This window comes from Microbacterium sp. SLBN-146 (genome assembly GCF_006715145.1).
In the GTDB taxonomy this organism is placed as follows: domain Bacteria; phylum Actinomycetota; class Actinomycetes; order Actinomycetales; family Microbacteriaceae; genus Microbacterium.
Map to the genome: position 1 here is coordinate 576,247 of NZ_VFMR01000001.1, position 24,176 is coordinate 600,422.

At 69.3% G+C, this 24,176-nt stretch carries 21 protein-coding genes; 8 read left to right on the top strand and 13 right to left on the bottom strand.

The genetic code is table 11. The features are described from left to right. Positions 1–39: 39 nt before the first annotated feature. From FBY39_RS02395 to FBY39_RS02405, 3 genes are all read left to right on the top strand, one after another. Entirely contained in the window at positions 40–1,059 is a 1,020-nt protein-coding gene (locus tag FBY39_RS02395) for a LacI family DNA-binding transcriptional regulator (protein ID WP_396652237.1), read from the top strand. A gap of 195 nt (positions 1,060–1,254) precedes the next feature. Next, on the top strand, positions 1,255–3,489 hold the full coding sequence (locus FBY39_RS02400; RefSeq protein WP_141930073.1) for an alpha/beta hydrolase-fold protein: 2,235 nt from the start codon (positions 1,255–1,257) through the stop codon (positions 3,487–3,489). A gap of 112 nt (positions 3,490–3,601) precedes the next feature. Further along, a complete protein-coding gene (locus FBY39_RS02405; RefSeq protein ID WP_396652238.1) occupies positions 3,602–4,663 on the top strand; it encodes an LLM class flavin-dependent oxidoreductase in 1,062 nt (353 codons plus the stop codon). Here FBY39_RS02405 and FBY39_RS02410 read toward each other — a convergent pair. From FBY39_RS02410 to FBY39_RS02420, 3 genes are all read right to left on the bottom strand, one after another. Further along, positions 4,650–5,081, bottom strand: a complete 432-nt coding sequence (locus FBY39_RS02410; RefSeq protein ID WP_141930075.1) for a pyridoxamine 5'-phosphate oxidase family protein — start codon at positions 5,079–5,081, stop codon at positions 4,650–4,652. The genes FBY39_RS02405 and FBY39_RS02410 overlap by 14 nt on opposite strands. Further along, on the bottom strand, positions 5,078–6,028 hold the full coding sequence (pheA, locus tag FBY39_RS02415; RefSeq protein ID WP_260837401.1) for a prephenate dehydratase: 951 nt from the start codon (positions 6,026–6,028) through the stop codon (positions 5,078–5,080). Before pheA ends, FBY39_RS02410 begins: the two co-directional genes overlap by 4 nt. A 152-nt stretch (positions 6,029–6,180) precedes the next feature. Next, positions 6,181–7,140 (bottom strand): EamA family transporter, encoded by a 960-nt coding sequence (locus FBY39_RS02420; protein WP_141930076.1) that lies wholly within the window; start codon positions 7,138–7,140, stop codon positions 6,181–6,183. Between the two features lie 72 nt (positions 7,141–7,212). On the opposite strand from FBY39_RS02420, the gene FBY39_RS02425 reads away from it, so the two are divergent. Both FBY39_RS02425 and pgm read left to right on the top strand, forming a co-directional pair. Further along, entirely contained in the window at positions 7,213–8,145 is a 933-nt protein-coding gene (locus tag FBY39_RS02425; protein ID WP_141930077.1) for a LysR family transcriptional regulator, read from the top strand. Positions 8,146–8,206: 61 nt separating this feature from the next. Beyond that, positions 8,207–9,847, top strand: a complete 1,641-nt coding sequence (gene pgm / locus FBY39_RS02430; RefSeq protein ID WP_141930078.1) for a phosphoglucomutase (alpha-D-glucose-1,6-bisphosphate-dependent) — start codon at positions 8,207–8,209, stop codon at positions 9,845–9,847. A 697-nt stretch (positions 9,848–10,544) separates the two neighbouring features. Here pgm and FBY39_RS02435 read toward each other — a convergent pair. Next, positions 10,545–11,855, bottom strand: coding sequence for a cellulase-like family protein (locus FBY39_RS02435; protein WP_141930079.1), 1,311 nt, complete (start codon positions 11,853–11,855; stop codon positions 10,545–10,547). After that, the gene (locus FBY39_RS02440; RefSeq protein ID WP_141930080.1) at positions 11,852–15,160 is read right to left on the bottom strand and encodes a DUF5107 domain-containing protein; all 3,309 of its coding nucleotides are present in this window, start codon (positions 15,158–15,160) and stop codon (positions 11,852–11,854) included. The genes FBY39_RS02435 and FBY39_RS02440 overlap by 4 nt, the downstream gene beginning before the upstream one ends. A gap of 96 nt (positions 15,161–15,256) precedes the next feature. Between FBY39_RS02440 and FBY39_RS02445 the strand changes: the two genes are divergently transcribed. Continuing rightward, a complete protein-coding gene (locus FBY39_RS02445) occupies positions 15,257–16,120 on the top strand; it encodes an AraC family transcriptional regulator (RefSeq protein ID WP_141930081.1) in 864 nt (287 codons plus the stop codon). Positions 16,121–16,132: 12 nt separating this feature from the next. Here the strand turns inward: FBY39_RS02445 and FBY39_RS02450 are convergent, their stop codons facing one another. The 7 genes from FBY39_RS02450 to FBY39_RS02480 all read right to left on the bottom strand — a co-directional run bounded on the left by FBY39_RS02450 (position 16,133) and on the right by FBY39_RS02480 (position 22,431). Next, the gene (locus tag FBY39_RS02450; RefSeq protein WP_141930082.1) at positions 16,133–16,996 is read right to left on the bottom strand and encodes a carbohydrate ABC transporter permease; all 864 of its coding nucleotides are present in this window, start codon (positions 16,994–16,996) and stop codon (positions 16,133–16,135) included. Continuing rightward, positions 16,990–17,964: a carbohydrate ABC transporter permease gene (locus FBY39_RS02455; protein WP_141930083.1), complete on the bottom strand. Its 975-nt coding sequence runs from the start codon at positions 17,962–17,964 to the stop codon at positions 16,990–16,992. The genes FBY39_RS02450 and FBY39_RS02455 overlap by 7 nt, the downstream gene beginning before the upstream one ends. A gap of 62 nt (positions 17,965–18,026) precedes the next feature. Beyond that, positions 18,027–19,361 (bottom strand): ABC transporter substrate-binding protein, encoded by a 1,335-nt coding sequence (locus tag FBY39_RS02460; RefSeq protein ID WP_141930084.1) that lies wholly within the window; start codon positions 19,359–19,361, stop codon positions 18,027–18,029. A 556-nt stretch (positions 19,362–19,917) separates the two neighbouring features. After that, the gene (locus FBY39_RS02465; RefSeq protein ID WP_141930085.1) at positions 19,918–20,514 is read right to left on the bottom strand and encodes a hypothetical protein; all 597 of its coding nucleotides are present in this window, start codon (positions 20,512–20,514) and stop codon (positions 19,918–19,920) included. A 270-nt stretch (positions 20,515–20,784) separates the two neighbouring features. After that, positions 20,785–21,234, bottom strand: a complete 450-nt coding sequence (locus FBY39_RS02470) for a hypothetical protein (RefSeq protein ID WP_141930086.1) — start codon at positions 21,232–21,234, stop codon at positions 20,785–20,787. A 134-nt stretch (positions 21,235–21,368) separates the two neighbouring features. Beyond that, on the bottom strand, positions 21,369–21,965 hold the full coding sequence (locus tag FBY39_RS02475) for a hypothetical protein (protein WP_141930087.1): 597 nt from the start codon (positions 21,963–21,965) through the stop codon (positions 21,369–21,371). 184 nt (positions 21,966–22,149) lie between these two features. After that, positions 22,150–22,431 carry a hypothetical protein gene (locus FBY39_RS02480; protein WP_141930088.1) on the bottom strand — a complete coding sequence of 94 codons (282 nt, stop codon included), beginning with the start codon at positions 22,429–22,431 and terminating at the stop codon, positions 22,150–22,152. A 24-nt stretch (positions 22,432–22,455) separates the two neighbouring features. Between FBY39_RS02480 and FBY39_RS16570 the strand changes: the two genes are divergently transcribed. Then, positions 22,456–22,683: a hypothetical protein gene (locus tag FBY39_RS16570; protein WP_222115651.1), complete on the top strand. Its 228-nt coding sequence runs from the start codon at positions 22,456–22,458 to the stop codon at positions 22,681–22,683. Positions 22,684–22,724: 41 nt separating this feature from the next. Beyond that, complete coding sequence (locus FBY39_RS02485; RefSeq protein WP_260838047.1) at positions 22,725–23,612, top strand: IS3 family transposase; 888 nt, start codon at positions 22,725–22,727, stop codon at positions 23,610–23,612. Here FBY39_RS02485 and FBY39_RS02490 read toward each other — a convergent pair. Then, positions 23,584–24,015 carry a hypothetical protein gene (locus FBY39_RS02490; RefSeq protein WP_141930089.1) on the bottom strand — a complete coding sequence of 144 codons (432 nt, stop codon included), beginning with the start codon at positions 24,013–24,015 and terminating at the stop codon, positions 23,584–23,586. The two genes, FBY39_RS02485 and FBY39_RS02490, sit on opposite strands and share 29 nt — an antisense overlap. Positions 24,016–24,176: the final 161 nt, after the last annotated feature.

Sequence of the window (24,176 nt, forward strand, 5' to 3'; positions counted from 1 at the left end):
CCGTTACCGGATTGTGTTCGTGCACATACGATGGGTGCCGTGGAAACGAACGGACGACGACGCCGAGCGACAGTGAAGGACGTCGCCCTCGAGGCAGGGGTCTCCCGGGGTACCGTCAGCCGAGTTCTCAACGGTCAGCCGTACGTCTCCGATGAGGCGCGAGCCGCCATCGACGCCGCCATCGAGAAGGTCGGATTCGTCCCCAATCGCGCCGCGCGGAGCCTGGTCGTGCAGAGTTCGCAGGCCATCGGCCTCATCATCCACGAGCCGCACTCGCTGTTCGTCGAGGACCCGAACATCGCCTCGATCCTCCTCGGCGCGAACTCGGCGCTCTCCGACGCGGACTACCAGATGGCCTCGCTCATCGCCGACAGTCCGCGCGACATCGAGCGCCTCTCGAAGTTCCTCGGGGCGGGGCTCATCGACGGCGTCATCGTCGTCTCGGCGCGCGTCGGCGACCCGATCACGCGGGCCGTTTCGCAGCTGCAGCTCCCCGCCGCGTTCGTCGGGCACCCGCGCGACATCGGCGACGCGGCCTACGTTGCGATCGACAACCGCGCTGCGGCACGCGAGATCACGACGCGACTCGCCGGAACGGGGCGGTCGAAGATCGGGATGATCGCCGCGGCCCTGGACCGCGACTCGGGGTCGGACCGCCTCGCCGGGTTCGTCGACGCCCTCGGCAACCGGTTCGACCCGCAGCTCGTCGAGCGCGTGCCGCTCTACTCGTTCTCCGACGGGCAGGACGGCATGCGGGCGCTCCTCGCGCGCTGCCCTGACATCGACGGCGTCTTCGCCTCGAGCGACGCCGTCGCCGCCGGCGCGATGGACGTCCTGCAGTCGGCAGGGCGCCGCATTCCGGAGGACGTCGGGATCGTCGGCTTCGACGACAGCTCGTGGGCGCTCCGCTGCGACCCTCCCCTCTCGACGGTGCACCAGCCGGCCGGCGAGCTGGGCCGCGCTGCCGCCGAGTCGGTGCTGCGCCAGATCCGCGGCGAAGAGCCCGACGCGCACAGCCGCGTGCTCGCGTGCCCCGTCGTCTGGCGCGAATCCGCCTGACGCCGACCGCGAGAGCGACGGGCGACTCGGCCGTCGGAAGCGGCGGATCGATCTGCCGCGTTGACACCAGAGTGCGAGAGTGCCAACCTGTTCACGTTCACAGCGTGCTTTATGCGCTTCTGTGAACGTGAACACTCCGTGTTCCGCCGTGTGGCGATGTCGCCGCGCGTTCTCCCGACAATGAAGCAGGAGCTTGTGGATACCCGCACCCCCCGACGGCATCGCGCCGCACTCGCCGGAGGGATCGCCGCACTGGTCGCGGCATCCGTCCTCATCGCCCCGCCGGCGCTCGCCCAGAGCGCCCCACCCGCGACGGTCTCCATCGACCTCGAAGGCACGTGGAAGTTCACGAAGGGCGACGACCCGTCGTACGCCTCGCCCTCGTTCGACGACTCGGCCTGGTCCGACATCCAGGTGCCCGGTGACGGATCGCCGTTTGCGAGCTACGACGGCTTCGCCTGGTACCGCCTCGACTTCACACTCCCCGCAGAGGCTCAGGGCACCAACCTCGTGGCCTCGCTCGGTTTCCTCGACGACATCGACGAGGCCTTCCTCAACGGCGTACGCATCGGCGGGTCCGGCACGATGCCACCCGCCGCGAGCAGCCAGTGGTTCGAGAAGCGTCTGTATCCTGTTCCCGCCGACGCACCGAACTTCGGGGGCGAGAACACGCTCGCCGTGCGGCTCTACGACATGAACGGGGGCGGCGGCTGGTACGAGGGACCCGTCGGGATCTTCTCGAAGGATGCCGTGCGCGAGAACGTCTACGGCATCTCGGGGCCGCTCGCATCGGCCGAGCAGACGGCAGCCGTGAACGCCTTCCTCGCGGCCCAGCGTGCCGCCCTCGCCTCGGGGAACATCCGCGCGTACCTCGCGACCCTCGACAAGGACTACTTCCACGACGGTCGTTCGAAGGAGCGCCGCGAACGCGAGCTGCGGTCGTGGCTCGCGGAGTCGGGCACGCTGACCCTCACCGACGGCGAAGTCGAAGTCGTGCAGGGGGCCGACGGCAGCCTGATCGTCGACACCAACCGCACGATCACCGGCACGCGAGACGGCCAGCCGTACACCTTCCAGCCGGCCGCGCAGCAGTTCCTGCGGTTCTCGAGCTCGACGCTCACCGAGACGGGAAACGCGTCGCGCTTCTTCCGCGAGACGGTCGACTCGACGCTCGAGGGATCCCCGCGCGAGTTCGTCACCTACCTCCCGCCGTCGTACCTCGAAGAGCCGAACCGCTCCTACCCCGTCGTGTACCTCTTCCACGGGATCAACGGCGGGAGCCGCGAGTGGGAGCCGCGCGACATCGACGACGTCCTCGACGGGCTCTGGGCCGAAGGCCTGGCGGAGTCGATCGTCATCATGCCCGACGGCGAGTCGCTCTGGTACGCCGACCAGCCCAACGGCGTCCCGTGGCGGAGCATGTTCCTCACGGAGATGATGCCGCTCGTCGACGCCGAGTACCGCACACTCCCGACGCGCGAGTTCCGTGGACTCAGCGGCGTGTCGATGGGAGGCTTCGGCGCCTACTCGATCGGACTGTCCAACCCCGACAAGTTCTCCTCACTGGCATCCCACATCGGCGCGCTCAGCTTCTCGTCGGCGGGACTTCCGACGCCGCTCGCTCAGGTCGCGGGCATGACGACGGAGCAGCTGTCGGCGTACGACTTCTACTTCGACGCGTGCGAGTTCGACGAGTATCGCTTCGACAACGCGGCACGCTCGATGAGCGCGACTCTCACGACGAAGGGGGTTCCGCACACGTGGCTCGTCGAGCCGGAGGGCCGGCACAACGACGCATGCTGGATGCCGCACCTCCGCGACTCGTTCCGCATGCACTCCGACAACTTCCGGTCGTCGGGGCTCGTGGAGGACACGATCCGTCCGACGGCGACGCTCGTCTCGCCGACGACGGCCGGCCCCTTCCCGACGCTCACCCTCACGGTCGACGCGACCGACAACAAGGGGCTCACGCGGATCGTCGCGAACGTCTACCGCGGCACGACGCTCGTCAAGAGCACGCAATCGGCGGCCGGCGGTGCCGTGTCGGCGTCGCACACCGCGAACGTCACGCTCCCGGACGGCGCATACACCGTGCGGTACAACGCACAGGACACGTCGGGGAACATCTCCGCGACGAAGACGTTCGACGTGACCGTCGACGCCACGAAGCCGACCGTCACCGTCAAGACGGGCGCGAATGAGACGGTTGGATCGAACGGCGGCTACTCGCTCGTGAGCTTCAAGCTCTACGACGCGGGCAAGATCGACAAGGTCGTGCTCAACGGTGTCGTGAAGGATCTGTCGAACAATGCCTGGTCCGACGTGAATTTCGTCAAGCCTGGCGTGTTCGGAGCCAAGGCCGGCGCCAACAGCCTCGTCGTCTACGACGTCGCCGGGAACACCACGACGATGGAGTTCACGCTCCGCTGACAGTCTGACCCGAACAGACACGGGCCCCGCGGCTGCAACGCCGCGGGGCCCACTCGTCTCGCGAGGCAGGCGGCATGGAATGCGCGCGGCGTCCCCGCGGTTGTCTCCGCCGATGCCTGCTACGCCCGCTCCCGCCCTGTCCGTCCTCGACCTCGTCGGCGTGCGCGCCGGGCAGAGCTCCGCGCAAGCCATCGCGGCATCCCTCGACCTCGTCTCCCTCGCCGACGACCTCGGCTACCGGCGGTACTGGTTCGCCGAGCACCACAACATGCCCGCCGTCGCCTCGACGACGCCGCCCGTCCTCATCGCGGCCGCAGCCTCACGGACGAGCCGTATCCGTGTCGGATCGGGCGGCGTCATGCTCCCGAACCACTCGCCCCTCGTCGTCGCGGAGCAGTTTGCTGCGCTCGAAGCGATCGCGCCGGGACGCATCGACCTCGGGCTCGGCCGCGCGCCGGGAAGCGACCCCGTCATCACGCAGCTCCTGCGGATGTCGGGCACGACGAGCGACGTCGAGCGCTTCCCCGAGCACATCAACGACATCCTGCGGCTCGTCGCCCCCGACGGGGCGTCCATCCGCTTCACGTCGGGCGGCACGTACGACGTGCGCGCGACGCCCGCCGCCACGACGACCCCCGAGGTGTGGCTCCTCGGGTCGAGCGACTACTCGGCTCAGCTCGCGGCATCCCTCGGACTCCCCTACGTCTTCGCGAACCACTTCTCCGGCGCCGGGCTCGAGCGCGCCCTCCAGCTGTACCGCACGCAGTTCCAGCCGTCCGCGACACTCGACGCCCCCCGTACGTTCGTCACGGCGAACGTCATCGCCGCCGAGACCGCCGAGGAAGCTGAGCAGCGCGCACTCCCGCAGTTGCGGATGATGGCGCGGCTGCGGAGCAACATGCCGCTCACTCCCCTCGAGTCGGTCGAGCAGTCGATCGCCGGGGCAGACGACTTCGATGGGCTCGCGGCATCCGTCATGCAGACCACCCGCGCGACGTGGTTCGTCGGCACGGGCGCATCGGTCGCGGCCGAGCTCACCGAGTTCGCGGCGCGCCACGGCGTCGACGAAATCATGATCTCGCCCGTCGCGGGATCGTTCGACGCCGAGCCGTTGGATGCCGCGACCGGACGGCGCCAGACGCTCGAGCTGCTGGCAGCCGCTACCCGAGGATGAGACGGTTCGGGCGGAAGATCAGCGCGAGCGAGAAGTCGCCCGTCATGCGCGGGAGCGACCAGCCGAGCGCATCGAGTCCCGCTCGGTACTTCGCGAGGTAGGGCTCTCCCACGCGGTCCATCCAGGCCTCGGTCGGCTCCTCGGAGAACTCGACGACGCCCTGCAGGAGCAGCCAGTCCTCCCCGTCGTCGGCGGTCTCGAGCTGGAACATCGCACGCGAATCCTCCGCGAGGTTGCGCGCCTTCGCCGCGTGCGGCTGACTGAACGTCAGGATCGCGTCGTCGTGCCACAGGAACCACACAGGCACGGCGTGCGGGTAGCCGTTGCGCCCGTTCGTCCCGAGCCAGCCGATCTCGCGCGTGCGGAGCAGCTCGAGCGCGTGCTGGTGCCGCGCATCGGCCGGATCGAAGACGCTCATACGCCGGGCTCCCCGCTCAGGATGCCGCGCAGCCAGTCGCGCGCCTCGACGAACACGTCGTCGGAGTAGCGGTCGGGGTAGTGCACGACCTGACGGTCGGCGCGGGGGTAGGACCCGAGGAACGTCACCCGGGGGCTGAACCGGCGAAGGCCGAGGAGGGCATCGGCCATCCGCTCGTCCTGGATGTGACCGTCGGCGTCGATGACGAAGCGGTAGCGCCCGATCTCGTCGCCGATCGGACGAGAGGCGAGGAGCGACAGGTTGATGCCGCGCGTCGCGAACTGCTCGAGCATCTCGAGCAGAGCACCGGGGTGGTCGTCGGGGAGCTCGACGATGAGGGACGTCTTGTCGGCACCCGTCGGCGGCGGCGGGGCGACCGTGCGGCTCACGAGGAAGAAGCGCGTCATCGCCTTCGCGTTGTCACCGATGCCGGATGCCAGGAGCTCGACGTCGTGGTGCTCGAGGATGCCGGGAGGGGCGATCGCGGCATCCGCATCGCTCGACCCGTCGATGAGACCCACGGCACTCGCGACATTGCTCGCCGCGGGGATGTGGGCGTGGGCGGGGAGCGTCGCGGTCAGCCACTGGAGGCACTGCGCGTAGGCGACGGGGTGAGCCGAGATGAGCGAGACGTCGGCGAGCGTCGAGCCACGGCGGCCGACGAGGACGAACTCGACCGGCACGAGGTACTCGCCCACGATCCGCAGGCCCGGGACGGTCGCGAGGGCGTCCTGCGCCGTCGAGACCCCGCCGTCGACCGAGTTCTCGATGGCGATCATCGCGGCATCCGACCGTCCGTCGACGACGTCGGCGAGCGCCTCGCCCACGTTCCGCACGGGGCGCCAGCGCTGGCCGCGGGCTTCCGGGACCTGCGCGAGCGCCGCCTCGGTGAACGTCCCGGCGGGTCCCAGGAAGCTGTAGGTGCGAAGTCCGGCGTCGGCAGTCACGCGCTTCAGCCTAACGGCGCGAGGTCGGTCGGGGCCGCGTGTCACAACTCCGCCTGACCCGGGGGCACGCCCTCGGGGATCCGGCCGCCCGTGCGGCTCACGCCCCCAGCGAGGCGGAGCTACGGCACACCTGGCCGCCGCGCGTTCAGAATTCAGTCTGCAGCGCGGGCTGTCTCGGCGACAGGCGCCGAGACGCGCGACCGGGAGGCACTCCGGCTGACGCGCAGACTGAATTCTGAACGCCCGCGCCGCCGCACACTCGTGACGAGGACGCCGACGACGAGGATCACCCCGCCGATGGCCTCGGCCGGCGTGGGGATCTGGCCCAGCAGGAGGGCGGCCGAGATCATCGCGACCACCGGCGCCAACAGCACCCAGGGCACGACGGCCGCCGACCGGTTGCGAGCCAGGAGGCCGTTGAAGATGGCGTATCCGACCACCGTGCACAGGACGGCGGTGTAGAGCGTCGAGAGCAGCGGTCGCCAGCCGAAAGCCGCCAGGCCGGTCGCGATGGCCTCGGGTCCGTCGACGACGACGGCGAGCGCCAGAGCGGGCACGGGCACGACGAGGGCGGACCAGACCGTGAGGGACAGCGCCCCGAGGGGACCACGACCGCTCACCGTGCCCGCTCGCCGCGAGATGACGTTGCCGACGGCCCACGAGAGGGCGGCGGCCAGGGCGAGGCAGACGGCGAGGACCGGAGCGTCCCCTCCGCGTCCGGCTGCGACGATGCCGAGGCCCGCCGTCGCGATGACGACGCCGACCAGCTGCGCCGTGGTCGGCCGCTCGCGCAGAACACCCGCGGCGATCACGACCGTGAAGACGGCCTGCGCCTGCAGCAGGAGCGCGGCGAGTCCGGGCTGGAGCCCGAGAGCCATCGAGGTGTAGAGCAGGCCGAACTGCCCGAGGCTCATGAACAGCCCGACGCCCACGATCGTGCGCCACGACGCCGCGGGGCGAGGCACGACGACCACGAGCGCGGCGACGAGCACGAAGCGGATCGCAACGAACAGCAGCGGTGGGATGCCGGACATCCCCCAGTCGATCACGACGAAGTTGACGCCCCAGAGGGTCGCGACGAAGGCGGCGAGAATCATGTCACGGCGGGTCACGTCTCCATACCAGCGGTTCATCGGATGAAGAACAAGCGATGCTATTTACTTCAAAATCGGTAGCATTCCTTCATGATTGATCTCGAAGCCGTCGTCGCCCTCCGCGCCGTGGCAACGCAGGGGAGCGTCGTCGCGGCCGCAGGGCACCTGGGGTTCACGCCTTCCGCGATCTCGCAGCAGGTCAAGCGGCTGGAGCGCGAGACGGGAGTCGCGCTCGTCGAACGCGCGGGAAGAGGCGTGGTGCTGACGGATGCCGGGACGCGGCTCGTCGTCGCGTCGACGCCGATCCTCGCCGACCTCGAACGGCTGCGGGCCGACCTCCACGCCACGGCACTCGAGCCCGAGCGTGTCACGGGTGAGATCCGTTTGGCGGCCTTCTCGACCGTCGTGCGCGGACTCGTCGTCCCCGTGCTCGCGGGTCTCGGCGACCGGCATCCCGATCTTCGCGTGCCACTGCGCGAGAGCGAGCCGTGGGAGTCGATCGCGCTCGTGGCCTCGGGACAGCGCGACCTCGGGATCGTGCACCGGTGGGGCGGCGTCGCGTTGGCCATGCCAGACCACCTCGTGGCCACTCCGCTGTTCACCGATGTCGCCGACGTGATCCTGCATCGCGATCATCCGCTCGCGGATCGCGCCGTGCTCCACCCCCAGGAGCTGGCCGAGGAGAGATGGGTGGCGACCTTCGACGCCACGATCTGCCGCCAGTGGCTGCGTCGCCTCTTCGACGGCGTGCCGAACGCGCCCCGCATCGTGCACGAGTCGATGGAGTTCGCCAATCACCTCGAACTGGCGCGCGCGGGTCTCGCCATCGCGCTCGTCCCGCGGCTCGGGCGCGGGGATCTCGGTCCCGAACTCGTGGCGATCCCCACGGTCGACCCGGCCTCGACCCGCGACGTGCTCGCCGTGCATCGCCGCACGCAGGCTGACTCCCCCGCGCTGCGCGCCACTCTCGAGGCCTTCGTCGCACACGGTGCTCCTGACGGTGCGGAGCCGCTCGCCGTCTGAATCCCCTGACGATTGTGACGCGCGGGTGCGCGCGACGGTGCGCGAGAGGCAGACTAGGGGCATGACTCGCGCAGGACAGCCAGCCGAAGCATCCGACCTCATCGACATCGACGAGTTGATCGCTGCCTACTACGACCGAAAGCCGGATGCCTCGGTGCCCGCCCAGCGCGTCGCGTTCGGCACGAGCGGCCACCGCGGCTCCTCGCTGTCGACGAGTTTCAACGAGGACCACATCCTCGCCACGACGCAGGCGATCGTCGACTACCGTCGCGCTCAGGGCATCGAGGGGCCCCTGTTCCTCGGCCGCGACACGCACGGCCTTTCACTCCCCGCCGAGCGGAGCGCCATCGAGGTGCTCGTCGCGAACGGCATCGACGTGCGCATCGACAGCCGCGACTCGTGGGTTCCGACCCCTGCTCTCTCGCACGCGATCCTCGCCTACAACCGCGGCCGCGCGCTCGACGACCCGGGCCGCGCCGACGGCATCGTCGTCACTCCGTCGCACAACCCTCCGCGAGACGGCGGCTTCAAGTACAACCCGCCGAACGGCGGTCCGGCCGACACGGATGCCACGGGCTGGATCGCGGACCGGGCGAACGAACTTATCGCGTCAGGGCTCGAGGGCATCGCTCGCACGCGCTTCGCCGACCTCGACGCCGACGCACTGGGCCAGTACGACTTCCGCGACGCGTACGTCCGCGACCTCGCCACGATCATCGACGTCGACGCGATCGCGAAGGCGGGCGTGCGGATCGGTGCCGACCCGCTCGGTGGCGCATCGGTCGAGTACTGGGCGCTCATCGCCGAGGTCTACGGTCTCGACCTGACGGTCGTCAACCCCGACGTCGATCCGACGTGGAGGTTCATGACCCTCGACTGGGACGAGAAGATCCGGATGGATCCCTCATCTCCGTCGGCCATGGCGTCTCTCGTCGCGCGCCGCGACGAGTACGACATCCTGACAGGCAACGATGCGGATGCCGACCGGCACGGCATCGTGACGCCCGATGCGGGCCTCATGAACCCGAACCACTACCTCGCGGTCGCGATCGACTACCTGTACTCGCACCGCGAGAGCTGGCCCGCGGATGCCGCCGTCGGCAAGACCCTCGTGTCGTCGATGATCATCGACAAGGTCGCGGCAGCGCTCGGCCGCAGGCTCTACGAAGTCCCCGTCGGATTCAAGTGGTTCGTGCCGGGTCTTCTCGACGGCTCGATCGCCTTCGGCGGCGAGGAGTCGGCCGGCGCATCGTTCCTGCGCTTCGACGGCTCGGTGTGGACGACCGACAAGGACGGCATCCTTCTGTGTCTTCTGGCCGCGGAGATCCTGGCCGTGACGGGCAAGACCCCGTCGCAGCGCTACGCGGAGCTTGAGGCCGAGTACGGCTCGTCGGCGTATCAGCGCGTCGACGCACCGGCATCCCCCGCCCAGAAGGCGCAGCTCGCGAAGCTGTCACCGGATGCCGTGACCGCGACGGAGCTCGCGGGCGAGCCGATCACGGCGAAGCTGTCGCACGCTCCCGGCAACGGCGCGGCGATCGGCGGTCTCAAGGTGCAGACGGAGAGCGCGTGGTTCGCGGCTCGCCCGTCGGGCACGGAGGACGTGTACAAGCTCTACGCCGAGTCGCTGCGCGGCCCGGAGCACCTCGCCGAAGTGCAGGCCGAGGCCCGCGCCGTCGTGTCGGAGGCGCTCGGCGACTGACGCCGCCCCGCCGCAGCGGCCGAGTCCCGCCCCGGACGGACGGATCGCGCCCCGGACGGCGTGGCGCCTCCCTCGGGGCGCGTACTGGCGCTGCGGGGCGTGCGTTCCGCGCCCCGGGACGACGACGTGCGCCCCGGAGCACGGTCGCGCGACGGTCGGCGCCCCGCGGCGACGGATCCCGCCCCGGACGGACGGATCGCGCCCCGGACGGCGTGGCGCCTCGCCCGGGGCGCGTGCTGACGCTCCGGGGCGTGAGTTCCGCGCCCCGGAACGATGGCCTGCGCCCCGGCCGCCGGTCGCGCCGCGGTCGGCCCCGCGCGATGACGCCGCGGTCGGTCCCGCGCGGCGACGCATCCCGCCCCGGCCGGGGACGGACCGCGCCCCAGGCGGCGAGGCGCCTCGCTCGGGGCGCGTACTGAAGCTCCGGGGCGTGAGTTCCGCGCCCCGAAACGACGACGTGCGCCCCAACGCCGGCCGCGCGACGGCCGGCGCCCCACGGCGACGCGTCGCGCCCCGGACGGACGGATCGCGCCGCGGAACGGCGAGGCGCCTCGCCCGGGGCGCGTACTAGCGCTGCGGGGCGTGTGTTCCGCGCCCCGGAAAGGTGACCTGCGCCCCAGCGCCCCACGGCGACGGCCAGCGCCCCGGCCGGACGGATCGCGCCCCGGACCGACGGATCCCGCCCCACGGCCCGGGGTTACTGGGCGGCGGCGAGGATGCGGGCGTTCTGCACCCGCTGCCAGTCGCGCAGCTGCCACATCGGATGGTGCGGAGCCGCGTTCGAGCAGAGCACGACGCCCCACACGCCTCGCTCGAGGGCCGTGTCGATGCCGTGCTCGGCGAGCGCGCGACCGACCGGGCTCTCTTCGAACGTGCCGTGCAGCGGCGTGTATCCGACCCACCCCTCGCCCACGAGCGCTGGCACACGGTGCGCCCGCGCCCACTCGGCGATCGCGATGACGCGCGACTCGATCTCGCGCCGCATCACCTCGCGGTAGGGGCCGTAGTGCTCGAGGAGCCACGTGTCCCACGCGTCGGCGTCGACCCAGTCGTATCCGTAGATCATCTGGTCGGTGATGACGGTCGCGCGATACTTCCACTCCGCCGCGCGTCCGTACTCCTCGACGCTCGGGGCGTCGGCGCGCAGGAGCGCCCGCAGCTCGGCGTTGGGGAAGTCCGCGCTCCCCTCCGAGCGGATGTCGACGCGCTTCTGCAACGCATCGAGCACGCCGTAGCTGTATACGTGGAACTGCGCCGCGCCGAGCCCCTCGGGCAGACGGTGCATCGCGAGGTGCGGCGGCTTGCCGTAGCTGGCGGTCACGAGCAGATCCGGATGCCGCGAGGCGAGCCGCGACACCTCGCGGATGCCCCCATCGGCGAGCGCCGGGAGAATCGAGAAGTCGACCTCGTTGTGGAGTTCGACGAGGGCGACGCGGTCGCGGTGCCCGTGCTCGGTCAGGAAGCCGAGGAGCCGATCCCACGCGTCGGCGAGCACGCGATACCGCTGATCGAGCGGCACGGCGTCGATCGCCTCGAACCATCGCGGTGACGCGGCGAACGAGGGGGACTGCTGGTACTCCCAACTCGCGAGGATGATGACGACCCCGTGCCGCTCGGCGGCGTCGAACAGCGCGAGAAGTCGTCCGCGCAGGTCGATCGAGTAGCCGCCCGGCGCGTCGTACCACCGCGTGCACTGACCGTAGTACCCGCCGTCGGGCGCCGCGCCGAGGCCTTCGATCTCGAGATCGCTCGCGAGGTCGTCGAGTCCGAGTCCCCCGAAGAGCAACAGGGGCGCGGCGCAGATCCGGATCGCGTTGTAGCCGAGGGATGCCGCGTCAGCGACCGCCTCGTCGAGGTCGGCGTACGGCTCCCCGTCGCCCGCGCGCGTGTACCAGGAGAAGTCCCACAGCGTGATCGTGAGGCGCTGCGGCAGATGCGCGGGAACGGCGCCGGTCAGTCCGTCGTGCGTCTCGGGGATCGTCCCCGAGCCCAGGTAGCGCTCGGTCATACGTCCATCCTCCCGCGCTCGGGTGTCGCGAGCACGGCCTCGTCGCCGATCAGGGCGCGCCCCGCCGCGGCGGCGTCGCGCAGCCGCCGTGCGACCTCACGGCGTGCCCCCGACGTGTCCGTGTCGAACACGACGAGCTCGGGGAGCGACGTCGCGAAGTAGTCGATGTCGTCGCGCGCGCGCTCGAGCTCCGCGGCGCGGTTCTCCAGACGAAGCCACACCAGCCGCGCAGCCTCGAGCTCGCCCAGCCGAACGTGGGCGACCCCGATCCACTCGTCGGCCTCGTCGGCCGGCCGCTCGTCGACCGCGAGTGGCGTCGTCGCGCGTGCCGTCTGCCAGGCCTCGCGCGCACCGACGGCGTCGCCGGCAGCCGCGAGCGCATCGCCCAGGAGCACGAAGCGCTCCGCCTGTGGAACCGCAGGATGCCTGCCCTCGCCGAGGTTCGCGGGCGCCGCGACTCCCGCGCGGAGCAGTGCCGCCGCGGCATCCGGCTCCCCCTCCGCGAGAAGGCGCCGCGCGATGGCGCACGCGGCACGGTCGTATGCGGCGATGACGCGCCCTTCACCTCCCTCGAACGCACGGAAGACACGACCCGTCAGGATCGCCCACGCCTCGTCGACGCGACCGACGTCGAGCAGGAGGGTCACGTGCGTCAGCGCGAGGTCGTCGCGCGTCGCGAGCAGGTCGGCGTGCTCCTCGAGCAGCGCGAGTCGATCGGATGCCGCGACCCCGGCGATCCGCGCGAGCAGATCGCGCTCGAACACGAGGCGTCCGTCGGCACTCAGCTCCAGCGCTCCGGCGTAGGCCGCGTCGGCGTCGGCGAGCGCGCCGCCCGTGCGGACGATCGCGAGGCCGAGGTTCCGCCATGCGACGGGGTCGGCGATGCCCGCGGCCATCGCCGCAGTGAGATCCGCGAGCGCGTCGGCATCCCGCCCCGCGTCGAGCAGCCACATCCCGCGCAGAGCCCGCACGACAGGGGTGTCGGCGCGCGCGAGCTCGGTGAGCGCGTCGTACTGGTCGAGCCCCGCGGGGAAGGCGAGGTCGAGGGATGCCGCATCCAACGCCGCGATCTCGGCTGCCGCGTCGGCGTCCCCCGACCGCACAGCCCAAGCCGCACGGAGGACGCGGCGGAGCGGCTCGCTGTTCCCGAGCGCGGCCGGCGCGTCGTGCGGTGCAGCCTCGGTCGCGGCGAGCGCCTCGGCGTAGGCGCCCGCGCGCGCGAACTCGCTCGCGATGTCGAGCAGTGCCCGCGGGTCGACGGGCAGGCGGTCGGCCCCCGGCGCCTCGATGCCGGTCGCGCGGGCGAGCGCCGCCGTCGCCGCGTCGAGCGGAGCGCGGTCGGCGAGAGCACGGAGTCGGGCGGCCGCAGCCGCGCGCAGGTCCGTCCGCAGCAGCGCGAGCACCGCGACCCGCCCCGCCTCGGGGATGGAGGCGGCCGCATCCGCGAGCTTCAGCGCGTCGGCCGCTCGCCCCTGCCGCAGCGCGATGCGCGCGCGAGCGAGGTTGGCGGGCGCCGCCCACACGGCGTTCCACGCGGCGCGCGCGAACCTCCGATCGGCGTCGGCGAGGTCGCCCTGCCGCTCCCGCACGAGTCCGAGCAGGTAGAGTGTCTCGCCGTCGCGCGGGTTGAGGTTGCGTCGCGTCTCTCGCGTGAGCGCGCGTTCGAGGAGCTCCGCGGCATCCGGGTACTCGCCTCGCCGCAGGTGCCACGCGCCGAGTGCCGTCGCCGCGCGCGCATCGTCGGCGTCGCGCGCGAGCGCCTCGCGCAGGTACGCGACCGCCGACCGCGTGGGGTGACGGTACTGATCGAGGTGCGTCGCCGTGACATAGAGCTCATCGGACGCCGCGATCTCGTCGGGCTGGGGCGGTGCCGTCGCGACCCAGGGCTCGGCGGCCTTCTCGGTGCGCTCGATCCACTCGACGAGGACGTTCCCGGATGCCGCGTCCCGCACCTCCACCCGGATGATCCGTGACCCTCCGACCTCGGCGAAGGTGTGCACGACCGGCGCCTCAGGTCCGAGCATGACGCGTGCCGAGAACTCCCGCCCGTCATCGACACCCACGAGGATCTCGGCGCCGGCGACGGCCCGCGTCGCAATGACTCCGACGCGATGAGCGTCCTGGTCGACCGAGACCGCGGCATCCGTCGTCGCTTGACGTGCCGGACCGATCTCGTGGATCGGGTACCAGAACTGGCTGAACCGCTTCGTCTCGCCGGGGACGAGCCACGCGAAATCGGGCTGGTTGTCGGTGTAGACACCCGCCATGAGCTCGACGTAGGGGCCGTCGTCGTCGGTGAGCTGCGCGTCCCACGCCTGACCGATCTCGCCGGTTCCCCACGTCCACTGCTTCTTGCCGGGCGAGACGGCACGGTCGGCCCAGTGCACGAATCCCGCATCGACCGCGTGGTCGTAGCCGCCGAAGAAGGCGTCGTCGGTGTCGGTGATCATGTACGACGTCGGCACGGGGATGTTGCTGTAGATGTCGATGCGGTCGGCGTCGGGACGCTCCAGCGCGAGCGCGGGATAGTCGACGCCGTAGTACGGCCGGTCGGCACGCGGGAAGGCCGTCATGGCGCGGCGCGCGTGGTCGGCGACGTAGGCGACGTCGTCGGGGAAGAACGACTGATACTGCTCGTGCGATCGGGCGGCGACATTGGCCCACCACAGGAACGTCTGCGTCGTGTCGGTGCGGTTGTGCAGCTCCACGTCGGCCTCGATGAGCGACGAGCCGGGGCGCAGGCGGATGCCGTGAGTCCCGCGCATGCGCTGGAGGGGATCGAGATCGCTGTGCCACACGACGACGGCGCCGTCTTCTTCACGCTCGATGCGCGTGTCGACCGGCAGATACGTCGCGGGACGGTGGTGCTGCGGCCAGTTGAACTCGACGCCGCCCGAGATCCACGGACCCGCGAGGCCCACGAGGGCGGGCTTGATGACGTTGTTGCGGTAGAAGAAGTCGTACCCGGCGACCTTGTCGTAGCCGATGTGGATGCGTCCGCCGATCTCGGGCAGCAGCATGAGACGCACGTAGGCGTTCTCGAGGTGGATCGCCTGCCATTCGCGCGGTCGCTTCGTGTGCGAGACGGCGTCGGTCATCGGCAGGGGGTACACGCGTCCGCTCGAGCCCTGGTAGACGCGGCGGTCGAGGAAGAGCGGATAGCGGTCGGGGTGCCCCGCGTCGTAGGTGTCGATCGACACCGCTTCGGACCAGCACGCCACACCCCCGGCGTCGAGGAGAGCCTGTTGATCGCGGGGTGCGGGAGGGAGCTGGATGCGGCTCGGGGCGTCGTCGTCTGGAGTCACGGGGCAACTCTAGGCACCGGGCGAGGGTCGCGACCATGGCTGATCGAACGTCAGGCATGGATGATCCGCTGATCGGCACTGTGAGAGGATGCCGCCATGGAACGCGCCGACGGATTCGACCACCAGCGCCTCGAGGTCGTGCCGCGGCCGCTCGTGGAGGCCGCCCTCGCACGGGGGGTGACCCGCCGCATCCTCGTGACCGACGCGGGTTACTTCCCGCGCGCGGACCACCACGGCCGCCACCGCATCGCGGGGGCACCGGAGACGATCGTCATCGTGTGCGTCGGAGGATCCGGATGGCTCGAGAGCGACGGCGTCCTCACGCGCGTCGGCCCCGGCGGCGCCGTCGTCATCCCGGGCGGAACACCCCACTCGTATGGTGCGAGCGAAGCGGATCCCTGGACGATCTGGTGGGCGCACGTCCGGGGCACCGACGTCGCCGAGCTCGTCGAGGCGAGCGGCATCCGTCCGGGCAACCTCGTGCTGTCGCTGCGCTCGATCGACCGGATCACGTCGCTCCTCGACGAGATCGTGACGTCGCTCGAACGTGACATGACGCCAGCGCGGCTCGTCGCGACGAGCGGCATGGCATGGCGGCTGCTGACGCAGCTCGCGGTCGACCGACTGCTCCCCGAAGACGGCACACCCCTCGAGCGGGCCATGCGCTATCTGCAGGAGCGGGTCGACGGTCACGTGCAGGTCGCGGAGCTCGCGGCCCTCGTCGGCATCTCGCCGTCGCATCTGGCCGCCCTCTTCCGCCAAGCAACCGGCGGCGGAGTGCTCGCGCACCACCTGTCGCTCAAGATGGCGCGCGCGAGGCGCCTCCTCGACACGACCGACCTGACGGTCGCCGAGATCGCGCGGCAGGTCGGGATGGACGATCCGTTCTACTTCTCCCGACAGTTCCGCAAGATCCACGGTGCAAGCCCCACGGCCTACCGCGACACCCGCAAGGGCTGAAAGCGGCGGTCGTCAGCCCTTCGTCGCACCGGCGGTGAGGTCTGCGCGCCAGAACCTCTGCAGTGCGATCATGAGCGCGACGAGGAGGATCGCCGACACCGCCGAGCCCGTCACGACGAGCTGGTAGAACATCGGATCACGCTGCGTCTGCGAGTTCCACAGGGTGAGACCGAGCGTCACGGGGAACGTCCGGGTGTCGTTGAGCATGACGAGCGGCAGCAGGTAGTTGTTCCAGATCGTGACGAACTGGAACAGGAAGATCGTCACGAGTGCCGGCGTCATCATGCGCGCCGCGATCGTGCCGAAGATCCGGATGTCGCCCGCGCCGTCGAGCCGCGCGGCCTCGACGACCTCGTCCGGAACACTCGCGTTCGCGTGGATGCGAGCGAGGTAGACGCCGAACGGGCTCACCATGCTCGGGAGGAGCACGGACCAGTACGTGCCCGTGAGGCCCACCGTGTTGAGGAGGAAGTACAGCGGGAGCGCGATGACGGTCGCGGGCACGAGGACGCCGCCGAGGATCGTCGAGAAGAGCAGCTCGCGTCCGCGGAACGGGAACTTCGCGATGGCGTACCCGCACGCGGCGGAGAGGACCATCGCGACGAAGGCCCCGACTCCCGAGTACAGGATGCTGTTGAGGATCCATCGGACGAAGGCGCCGTTCTCCTGCGTGAACAACGCCGTGAGGTTCTGCCACGCCTGCGGCGAATCGGAGAACCAGAGCCCGAAGGAGGCGAAGAGGTCTCCCGGCGACTTCGTCGCGGCGATGAGCACCCAGACGAGCGGGAGGGCGAAGTAGATCCCCGCGACGGCGAGGACGATCGTGACGGCGGTCGTGCCGACGGGATCTGTCGTGGGGTGGCGGCGCGTCACCATGCGCGGTTCCCCTTCCGGTTCACGATGCGGAGGAAGCCGAACGAGAAGATGAAGCCGAGGACGGCGACGATCACCGCCATCGCGGCGGCGAGGTTCGGGTTGCCCTGCGCGAACGCCTGGTTGTAGGCGGCGAGGTTCGGGGTGAACGTCGAGCTGATCGCGGTCGTGAGCGGTTGCAGAACGAGCGGTTCGACGAAGAGCTGCAGCGTCCCGATGATCGTGAAGACCGTCACGAGGATGATCGAGGGGCGGACGAGCGGAAGCTTGATGTTCCAGACGATCGACCATGCCGACGCGCCGTCCATGCGGGCCGCCTCGTAGAGCTCGGACGGGATCGCGTGAAGCGCTGCCATGAGGATGACCATGTTGTAGCCCGCGAAGCCCCACAGGGCGATGTTGGCGATCGCGAAGAGGACATTGCCCGACGAGAGCGGGTTGACGTCGATGCCGACGGACGAGAGCACCTGGAGGACGGGACTCGTCGCGGGGATGTAGAGGAAGCCCCACAGGAGTGTCGCGACGACGCCGGGAACGCCGTACGGCGCGAAGTAGAGGACGCGGAAGAAGCGCGGCGCGAGAGCCTTGCCCGAGTCGAGCAGGAGCGCGAGGCCCAGCGCCGTGACGACCATCGACGGCACGAGGATCGCCGAGAAGAGCACGAGCCGGCCGAGGCTCGCGAGGAAGTCGGAGTTCGAGAGGGCCCGGACGTAGTTGTCGAAGAAGACGAACGTCGTCTCGGGCGGACCGAAGCCGAGGCCGCTCGAGCGGGTCGTGAAGAGGCTCTGGACGATCGCGTAGACGATCGGAGCCACGAAGAACAGCAGGAACATCACGACGAACGGGAGCACGAGCACCCAGATCGCGACGGAGCTGCGGCGGGCGCCTCGGCGCTGACGCGCTGGTGCCGGCGCGGTGGAGACCGGCGCGGCGGCGGGCGGCGGGCCGCCCACGGAGGGTACGGAAGTCACGGGGGAGTCTCTCGGTGAGAGGGGGAGGGGCGTTCGGGCGCCCCTCCCCCGTTCGACGTCGGTCAGTCGACCGCGATCCCGCGCTCCTCGAGCGCGGCGACCATGTCAGTCTGCGTCTTGACGAAGGCATCCGCGATCGGGGTGCCCGCGTCGACGGCGGCGGAGACGTTGTCGCTCAGCGATGCGAAGAGCGTCGACGAGAGGGGCGGCCACGTCCAGGACGTGTCGACCGCGGCATCCGATTCGGCGAAGACGTCCCAGATGTCCTGTCCGCCGTAGAAGGCGAAGACCTCGGGGTCGTCCTGCAGCGACGTGATCTCACTCGTGTCGGCGATCGCGGGCCATCCGGCACCGATGTTGGTGAGGATGTTGACGCTCTCGGGGTCGGAGTTGAGCCACACGGCGAACTCGGCGGCGGCTTCGGGGTTCGAGGAGCCCTTCAGGACGGCGCTCGCGGATCCGCCAGCCCACGTGGCAGACACGTTCTCGCCGGCCTCCCACTGCGGCATGGCTCCGACGGCCCAGCTGCCCGCTGTGTCGGGTGCCGTGCCGCGCACGATCGCGTCGGCCCACGAGCCCGAGATCCACGAGACGATGTTGCCGTTCTGGATGTCGGCGTTCCATTCGCTGGACATGTCGGCGACGATCTTGACGAGGTCTTCGTCGATCATGCGCTGCCAGAACTCGGCCATCTTGAGGGTCTCTTCGCCGTCGATGTCGACCGTCCAGGCGTCATTCTCGGCCGTGAACCAGTTCGCCCCGGCCTGCTGCGAGAGGCCGATGAGCCAGGGTGCCTGGTTGAACGCGAAGGCGGCGATGTAGCGGTTCGGGTCGGAGGCGCGGATGACCTTGGCCGCCTCGTAGTAGTCCTCCCACGTTTCGGGGTGCTCGAGACCCAGCGAGTCGAAGATGTCCTTGCGGTAGAACTGGCCGAGCGGACCCGACGCCTGCGGGACGGCGTAGACGCCGTCGCCGAAGACGCCCGTCTCCCACTGCCACGGCACGAACAGGTCGGCCGAGTCGGAGACGTACGGCGAGATGTCTTCGAGGGCGTCGTTGATGAGGAAGTCGGGGATCGCGTCGTAGCCGAGCTGCACGACATCGGCGGGGTTGCCGGCCTGGACGGCGGCGAGCATCGTCGCGTAGCCGCCGTCGGGTCCGGCCGTGATCGTCTCGAGGTTGACCTGGATGTCGTCGTGCGACTCGTTGAACGCATCGACGGCGCGGTCGATGTTGGGAACCCAGGACTGGAACGTGATCTCGACGGGCTCGCCGTCGGCGGGCTGTTCGGCGTCGCCGCCGCCGCTCGTGCAGCCGGAGAGGACGAGTGCTGCGGTCAGGCCGGCAGCGCCCAGAAGGGCTGCTGTGCCGCGGCGCCTCCGTGCGATTGTGGACATTCTTGCTCCCTTGCAATGCGGTGCGGAACACCGGAATCTCGGATGGTGCCTCCCGAGGCTAAGCCGCGCGATGCCAGTGTTCACATGGGAGATGCTCTGGACTACCTGGACAATCCGACGATCCCCCGCCCCGGTCGAAGACCCGCCCCCGCTGGTCGAGTAGCCGCGCAGCGGCGTATCGAGACCACCCCGCGATGGAAGGTCGATCTCGATACGCGCCTCCGGCGCTACTCGATCACCGGGGCGGGACCCCCACCGCTGGTCGAGTAGCCGCCCAGCGGCGTATCGAAACCACCCCGCGATGGAAGGCCGATCTCGATACGCGCCTTCGGCGCTACTCGATCACGGTCGCGGGACCACCACCCGCTGGTCGAGTAGCCGCAAAGCGGCGTATCGAGACCCACGCTGCGATGGAAGGTTGGATCGTCGTCGCGCCGCGCTATCTCTTCGACATGCGTAGGAGCCGGCGCAACTGGGTGGCCTCGGCGCGGACGTCTGTATCGTCGACGGCGATATAGCCCCTGATGGCACAGCTCAACCCATGCAGCGTGACCGCTCACGAGCTACTTCGAGGAGTCGACTCGTGCGGCAGAATCTGATTGAGATTCTCGATCTCCGTGCTCGACCAGCCGCGCAGATCCGCTAGGCCGCCTCGAGTGACTGCCGCGTCAACGAACCCGTGAGACGAGAAACGGAAGCGGGCTACCGGCCTCCACAAAGCGTCGCCTCGGATCACTTCGACGGAGACGTGCCCGCCGAGCAGGGCGCGAGGTTGACTTCCCCACCCATCCCACACCTCGATGCCCGCGGTTGTGATTAGCAGCCATCCCTTGTCGAGACGCCAGGGCACCGCAGAGGGATCAGAGGGAGTGAACGCCGCACGTTCAAACAGCACGATCATCCCGCTATCTCGTGGGGCCGAGCACGACTCGGCACGTCGAGCCAGACCGCGATGTCTGTACGTCAAGATCGTCCCGTACAACAGGAGCGTGAGCACACCGACCACGATCAAGTACACACGCGTCGAGGCATCAAGGTCGTACGGGGCAAAGGTGGCCGAGCCGATGATGAATGCGGCAACCATTCCGGCGGGAATCACCCTCAGGTACGACCGCTCGATCGGACGAACGGTCAGCGAGTGACGATCAATCATGCTCTAGAACTCCTTCCTTCGACGCCCCGTCCGGGAACTCCCGCATTCGCCTATCGTCACATGACTGCCAGCTTGCGGTCGGAGATGTACTCCCGAACGCTCCGGTCCGTACGGGTGACGAGCTCGACGAGCGGGACTCCCGAGGTCGGCGAGCCGGCGCCGGTCGTCGCGACAACTACCCTCCGGTGAAGTCCCTCGCCCAGCAAGAGGCGCTCGGCCAGCGCAAGCTCGGGTTCTTCCCGTGCCGCTGTAGCACCGCCGCCCAGCGGTTCAGTGAACGAGCGTCACTGAGTCGTAGTCCTCAAGTTCCGACATGAACACGCCGGAATCGCACGTCAGCCGAATAGTGGAGTAGCCCGTGTCGAAGTCGTGCGTTGCGTGCCAAGTCTCCCCCGCGGGCGTCGAGCACGTCGACCCACGTTCACCGCCGAGACGAACGGTCATCGCCGGCATCAGCGAGGAGTCACCCGTGCGAAGCACCTGCAGCTCGACCCACGTGCGGTCCAGGTTCCCATCTCGGCGCCCGGTGGCCTCATCGCGCACCTCGTAGCCGGCCTGAACGAGGTCTCCCTCAACTTCGAGCATGACTGCCCCAGACTCAATTGACGGCGCGGCGGCGGTCCGCAAACCCCATAGCGCGAGAAGCGCGATCAGCACCACCGACGAGACAGTGACAAAGAAGATGCGCACTCGACGCGACCTCTCCAGCGCCGTCAACATGGGGTATCCCTCAGCGTGTTGCTCGCGCTACTTCCGGGGCGACGGTCACGGCGGCGCGACGGCCCAGCTTGGATCCGAAAGTCAGTGAGGCCGGTCACGCGATCCCTTCACCACAGAGGACAGCTACGTCCCGTCTAGTGCTGCGCGAACTCAACAAGACGTCCGCAGATCTCATCGATGTATCGAGAGCTTGCCCCCACGCCCAAGGATGGCGGCGGCGAGATGATCGTGACTGACACCGTACATCCGTCCCTGAGCAACAGCTCAAGCATGGGGTAACCGAGGCTGAGATCGCGACCGACGCGGCGCGCGGACACAAGCTGCTCGCGGGGCACGCTCAACACCTGCCGTCGACCCCACGAGACCCAGATCTCCAACCCATCCGGGTACATCGTGATCCACCCATGCCTGTGCACCGTCGGATCCGTCGATCCTGCGCCCGCCGTGACTTCGAGGGAGTAGAACAGCCACACGCTGAGCGCGCCGGGCCTCGTCACCTTCCTGGATGCGCGGCGGATCCCGGATCCGCTCGTCACCAGGAAGAGCACGAAGCCAATTGCGACTGTGATCGCGACCAGCATCCAGAGGAGTGCGAAAGGTGCCGCAAGACTGTTGGGTTGCGTCGAAGAGAACAACGCGATGAGAGCCAGGACCTCGACCACCAGGAATGAGCCCGGTATCTGCCATGCCGCGAGTCGATTGGGGAGGTGGCCGTGCTGGATACTGGTCAAGAGCTTCCTCTGGGTGACTGGTGGATCGTGCGCCGTCTCGCTTCTTCAACTCCCGCCGCCTAGCCTTCCACGGCGCCAGTCCGCTGGTCGAGTAGCCGCGCAGCGGCCCCGCTGGTCGAGCAGCCGCGCAGCGGCGTATCGAGACCCACCCTGCGATCGAAGGTCGGATCGGCGTCGCACCGTGCTATTTCTTCGACATGCGTTGGAGCCGGCGCAATTGGGCGGTGGCCTCGGCGCGGACGTCGGGATCGTCGACGAGCTCCTCCATGACCGGCCGAGCTCGCAGACGCCCGCTCTTGACCAGCCCGTCGAGAAGAAGTACCCGAGAACGCCCAAGGGAGCCGTCGCGTGCAAGGTCGACCAACTCCTCGAAGTTCGCGGACCGAGCCATCTCCGTCAGCGCAGCAGCAAGCTGCTCCGCCTCTTGACTCCCCCGTTGCTGCTTGTACAACTCGACGAGCGTCACCCAGTGCGTAGGCACCCTTGCGCGATGACGGCGGTGGCGGGGATGCTCGGTATCGGTTCGCCGGAGACGATCCGGACGTGGATTCGCCGGCGTGAGGTCGATGCCGGCGACCGGGCGGGTGTCACGACCGACGCGCAGGCAGAGATCAAGAAGCTGAAGCGGGAGAACGCCGAGTTGCGGCGGGCGAACGAGATATTGAAGGCGGCTTCGACTTTCTTCGCGGCCGAACTCGACCGGCCACACCTGCGTTAGTCGCCTTCATCGAGGCGCACAAGGACCGCCGCGATGGTGGGCTGCGGTGGGGTGTCGAGTCGATCTGCGCCGTGCTCACCCAGCACGACGTGAAGATCGCCCCATCGACCTACTACGACGCGAGGCGCCGTGGCCCCTCACCCCGGGAGGTGTCGGACGAACGGTGGAAGTCGATCGTCCTGGCGACGTGGCAGAAGCAGCGGAAGGTCCTCGGCGCGCGCAAGCTCTGGCTGAGGCTCCGTCGCGATGGGCACGATATCGCCCGCTGCACGGTCGAGCGCCTCATGCGCGACCTCGGGATCGCCGGCGTGATCCGCGGGCGCCGGAAGCGCCCGGTCGATGCGGATCCGCGGGAGACCAGACCAGCCGACCTCGTCGACCGCCACTTCGCGAGATTCCGCACGAACCAGCTCTGGGTCGCCGACTTCACGTATGTCTGGACGTGGTCCGGGTGGGTTTACGTCGCGTTCGTGTTCGACGCGCACTCCCGCCGCATCCTCGGCTGGCGGGCCGCCACCTCGATGACGACACCGTTGGTCCTGGACTGTCTCGAAATGGCGCTCTGGACGCGTCGTCGTGAGGGCATCGCTGGGTTCGCCGGCCTCACCCATCACACGGATGCGGGCAGCGTTTACACGTCGATTTCCTTCACGGATCGGCTCGTGGATGAGGGCATCGACGCGTCCGTCGGCAGCGTCGGCGACGCGTATGACAACGCCCTCGCGGAGTCGCAGATCGGGCTCTACAAGTCCGAACTCATCCACCATGAGGGCCCCTGGCGCGACGTCGATCAGGTCGAGGTTGCCACCGCGAGCTGGGTGCAGTGGTTCAACACCGAACGCACCCACAGCTCGATCGACGACCTCACCCCCGTCGAGGCCGAGCAGCTCGACTACGCTCTCACCGAACCCCTCGAACGAGCGGGCTGACACCAGCAAAACGCTCTCCGGACACGCCGGGGTGACTCACTCCAGCGAGGTTGCGGGTGTTGGTGAAGTAGTCGGCCTGCAACCCTGTGAGCGTCCCGTCATACTGCGATGCCGTATGCGGCGGGGTGATCCCACACCCGGCAGTCGCGACTGGGTTTGCGACCGGTCGTCCGCTGGTCTGGAAACAGACTGCAGGCGCCGGCCCGTAGGTGTCCGTCACGCGATCCGTGTCGGGGTCGTAGATGGTCGTCGATCTCTGGCCGGTCGAGGAGTCTGTCGCGACGGCGAGGTCCTTATTCGAGTGCCAGGTCGTCGTCGAGGCAACACCCATCGGCGAGGTCGCAGTGAGTCCTCGCCAGATGTCGTCGTAGGTCACGGTAGCCGCGCCGCTGACGCCGCTCATGGTGTAGGTCGTGGCCCTGGTGACCGTGTTGTATGCGTAGGTCTTCGTGGCCTGCGGGCCGACACCGTCGGGGCGCGGCAAGCGCACCTGAGAGACACGCCAGCAAAATATCCGTTTGTAAGGTTTTGCCTCTCCCAAGCGATTACATAGGGGGGGGGTTC

Bases quoted from the DNA above. Each gene is read 5' to 3' on its own strand.
- FBY39_RS02405 (WP_396652238.1), top strand. From the start codon at position 3,602: ATGCCTGCTACGCCCGCTCCCGCCCTGTCCGTCCTCGACCTCGTCGGC.
- FBY39_RS16570 (WP_222115651.1), top strand. From the start codon at position 22,456: ATGACGGCGGTGGCGGGGATGCTCGGTATCGGTTCGCCGGAGACGATC.
- FBY39_RS02445 (WP_141930081.1), top strand. From the start codon at position 15,257: ATGGAACGCGCCGACGGATTCGACCACCAGCGCCTCGAGGTCGTGCCG.
- FBY39_RS02460 (WP_141930084.1), bottom strand. From the start codon at position 19,361: ATGTCCACAATCGCACGGAGGCGCCGCGGCACAGCAGCCCTTCTGGGC.
- FBY39_RS02450 (WP_141930082.1), bottom strand. From the start codon at position 16,996: ATGGTGACGCGCCGCCACCCCACGACAGATCCCGTCGGCACGACCGCC.
- FBY39_RS02435 (WP_141930079.1), bottom strand. From the start codon at position 11,855: ATGACCGAGCGCTACCTGGGCTCGGGGACGATCCCCGAGACGCACGAC.
- FBY39_RS02470 (WP_141930086.1), bottom strand. From the start codon at position 21,234: ATGTTGACGGCGCTGGAGAGGTCGCGTCGAGTGCGCATCTTCTTTGTC.
- FBY39_RS02410 (WP_141930075.1), bottom strand. From the start codon at position 5,081: ATGAGCGTCTTCGATCCGGCCGATGCGCGGCACCAGCACGCGCTCGAG.
- pgm (WP_141930078.1), top strand. From the start codon at position 8,207: ATGACTCGCGCAGGACAGCCAGCCGAAGCATCCGACCTCATCGACATC.
- FBY39_RS02490 (WP_141930089.1), bottom strand. From the start codon at position 24,015: ATGAGCGGCGTCAGCGGCGCGGCTACCGTGACCTACGACGACATCTGG.
- FBY39_RS02425 (WP_141930077.1), top strand. From the start codon at position 7,213: ATGATTGATCTCGAAGCCGTCGTCGCCCTCCGCGCCGTGGCAACGCAG.
- FBY39_RS02465 (WP_141930085.1), bottom strand. From the start codon at position 20,514: ATGATTGATCGTCACTCGCTGACCGTTCGTCCGATCGAGCGGTCGTAC.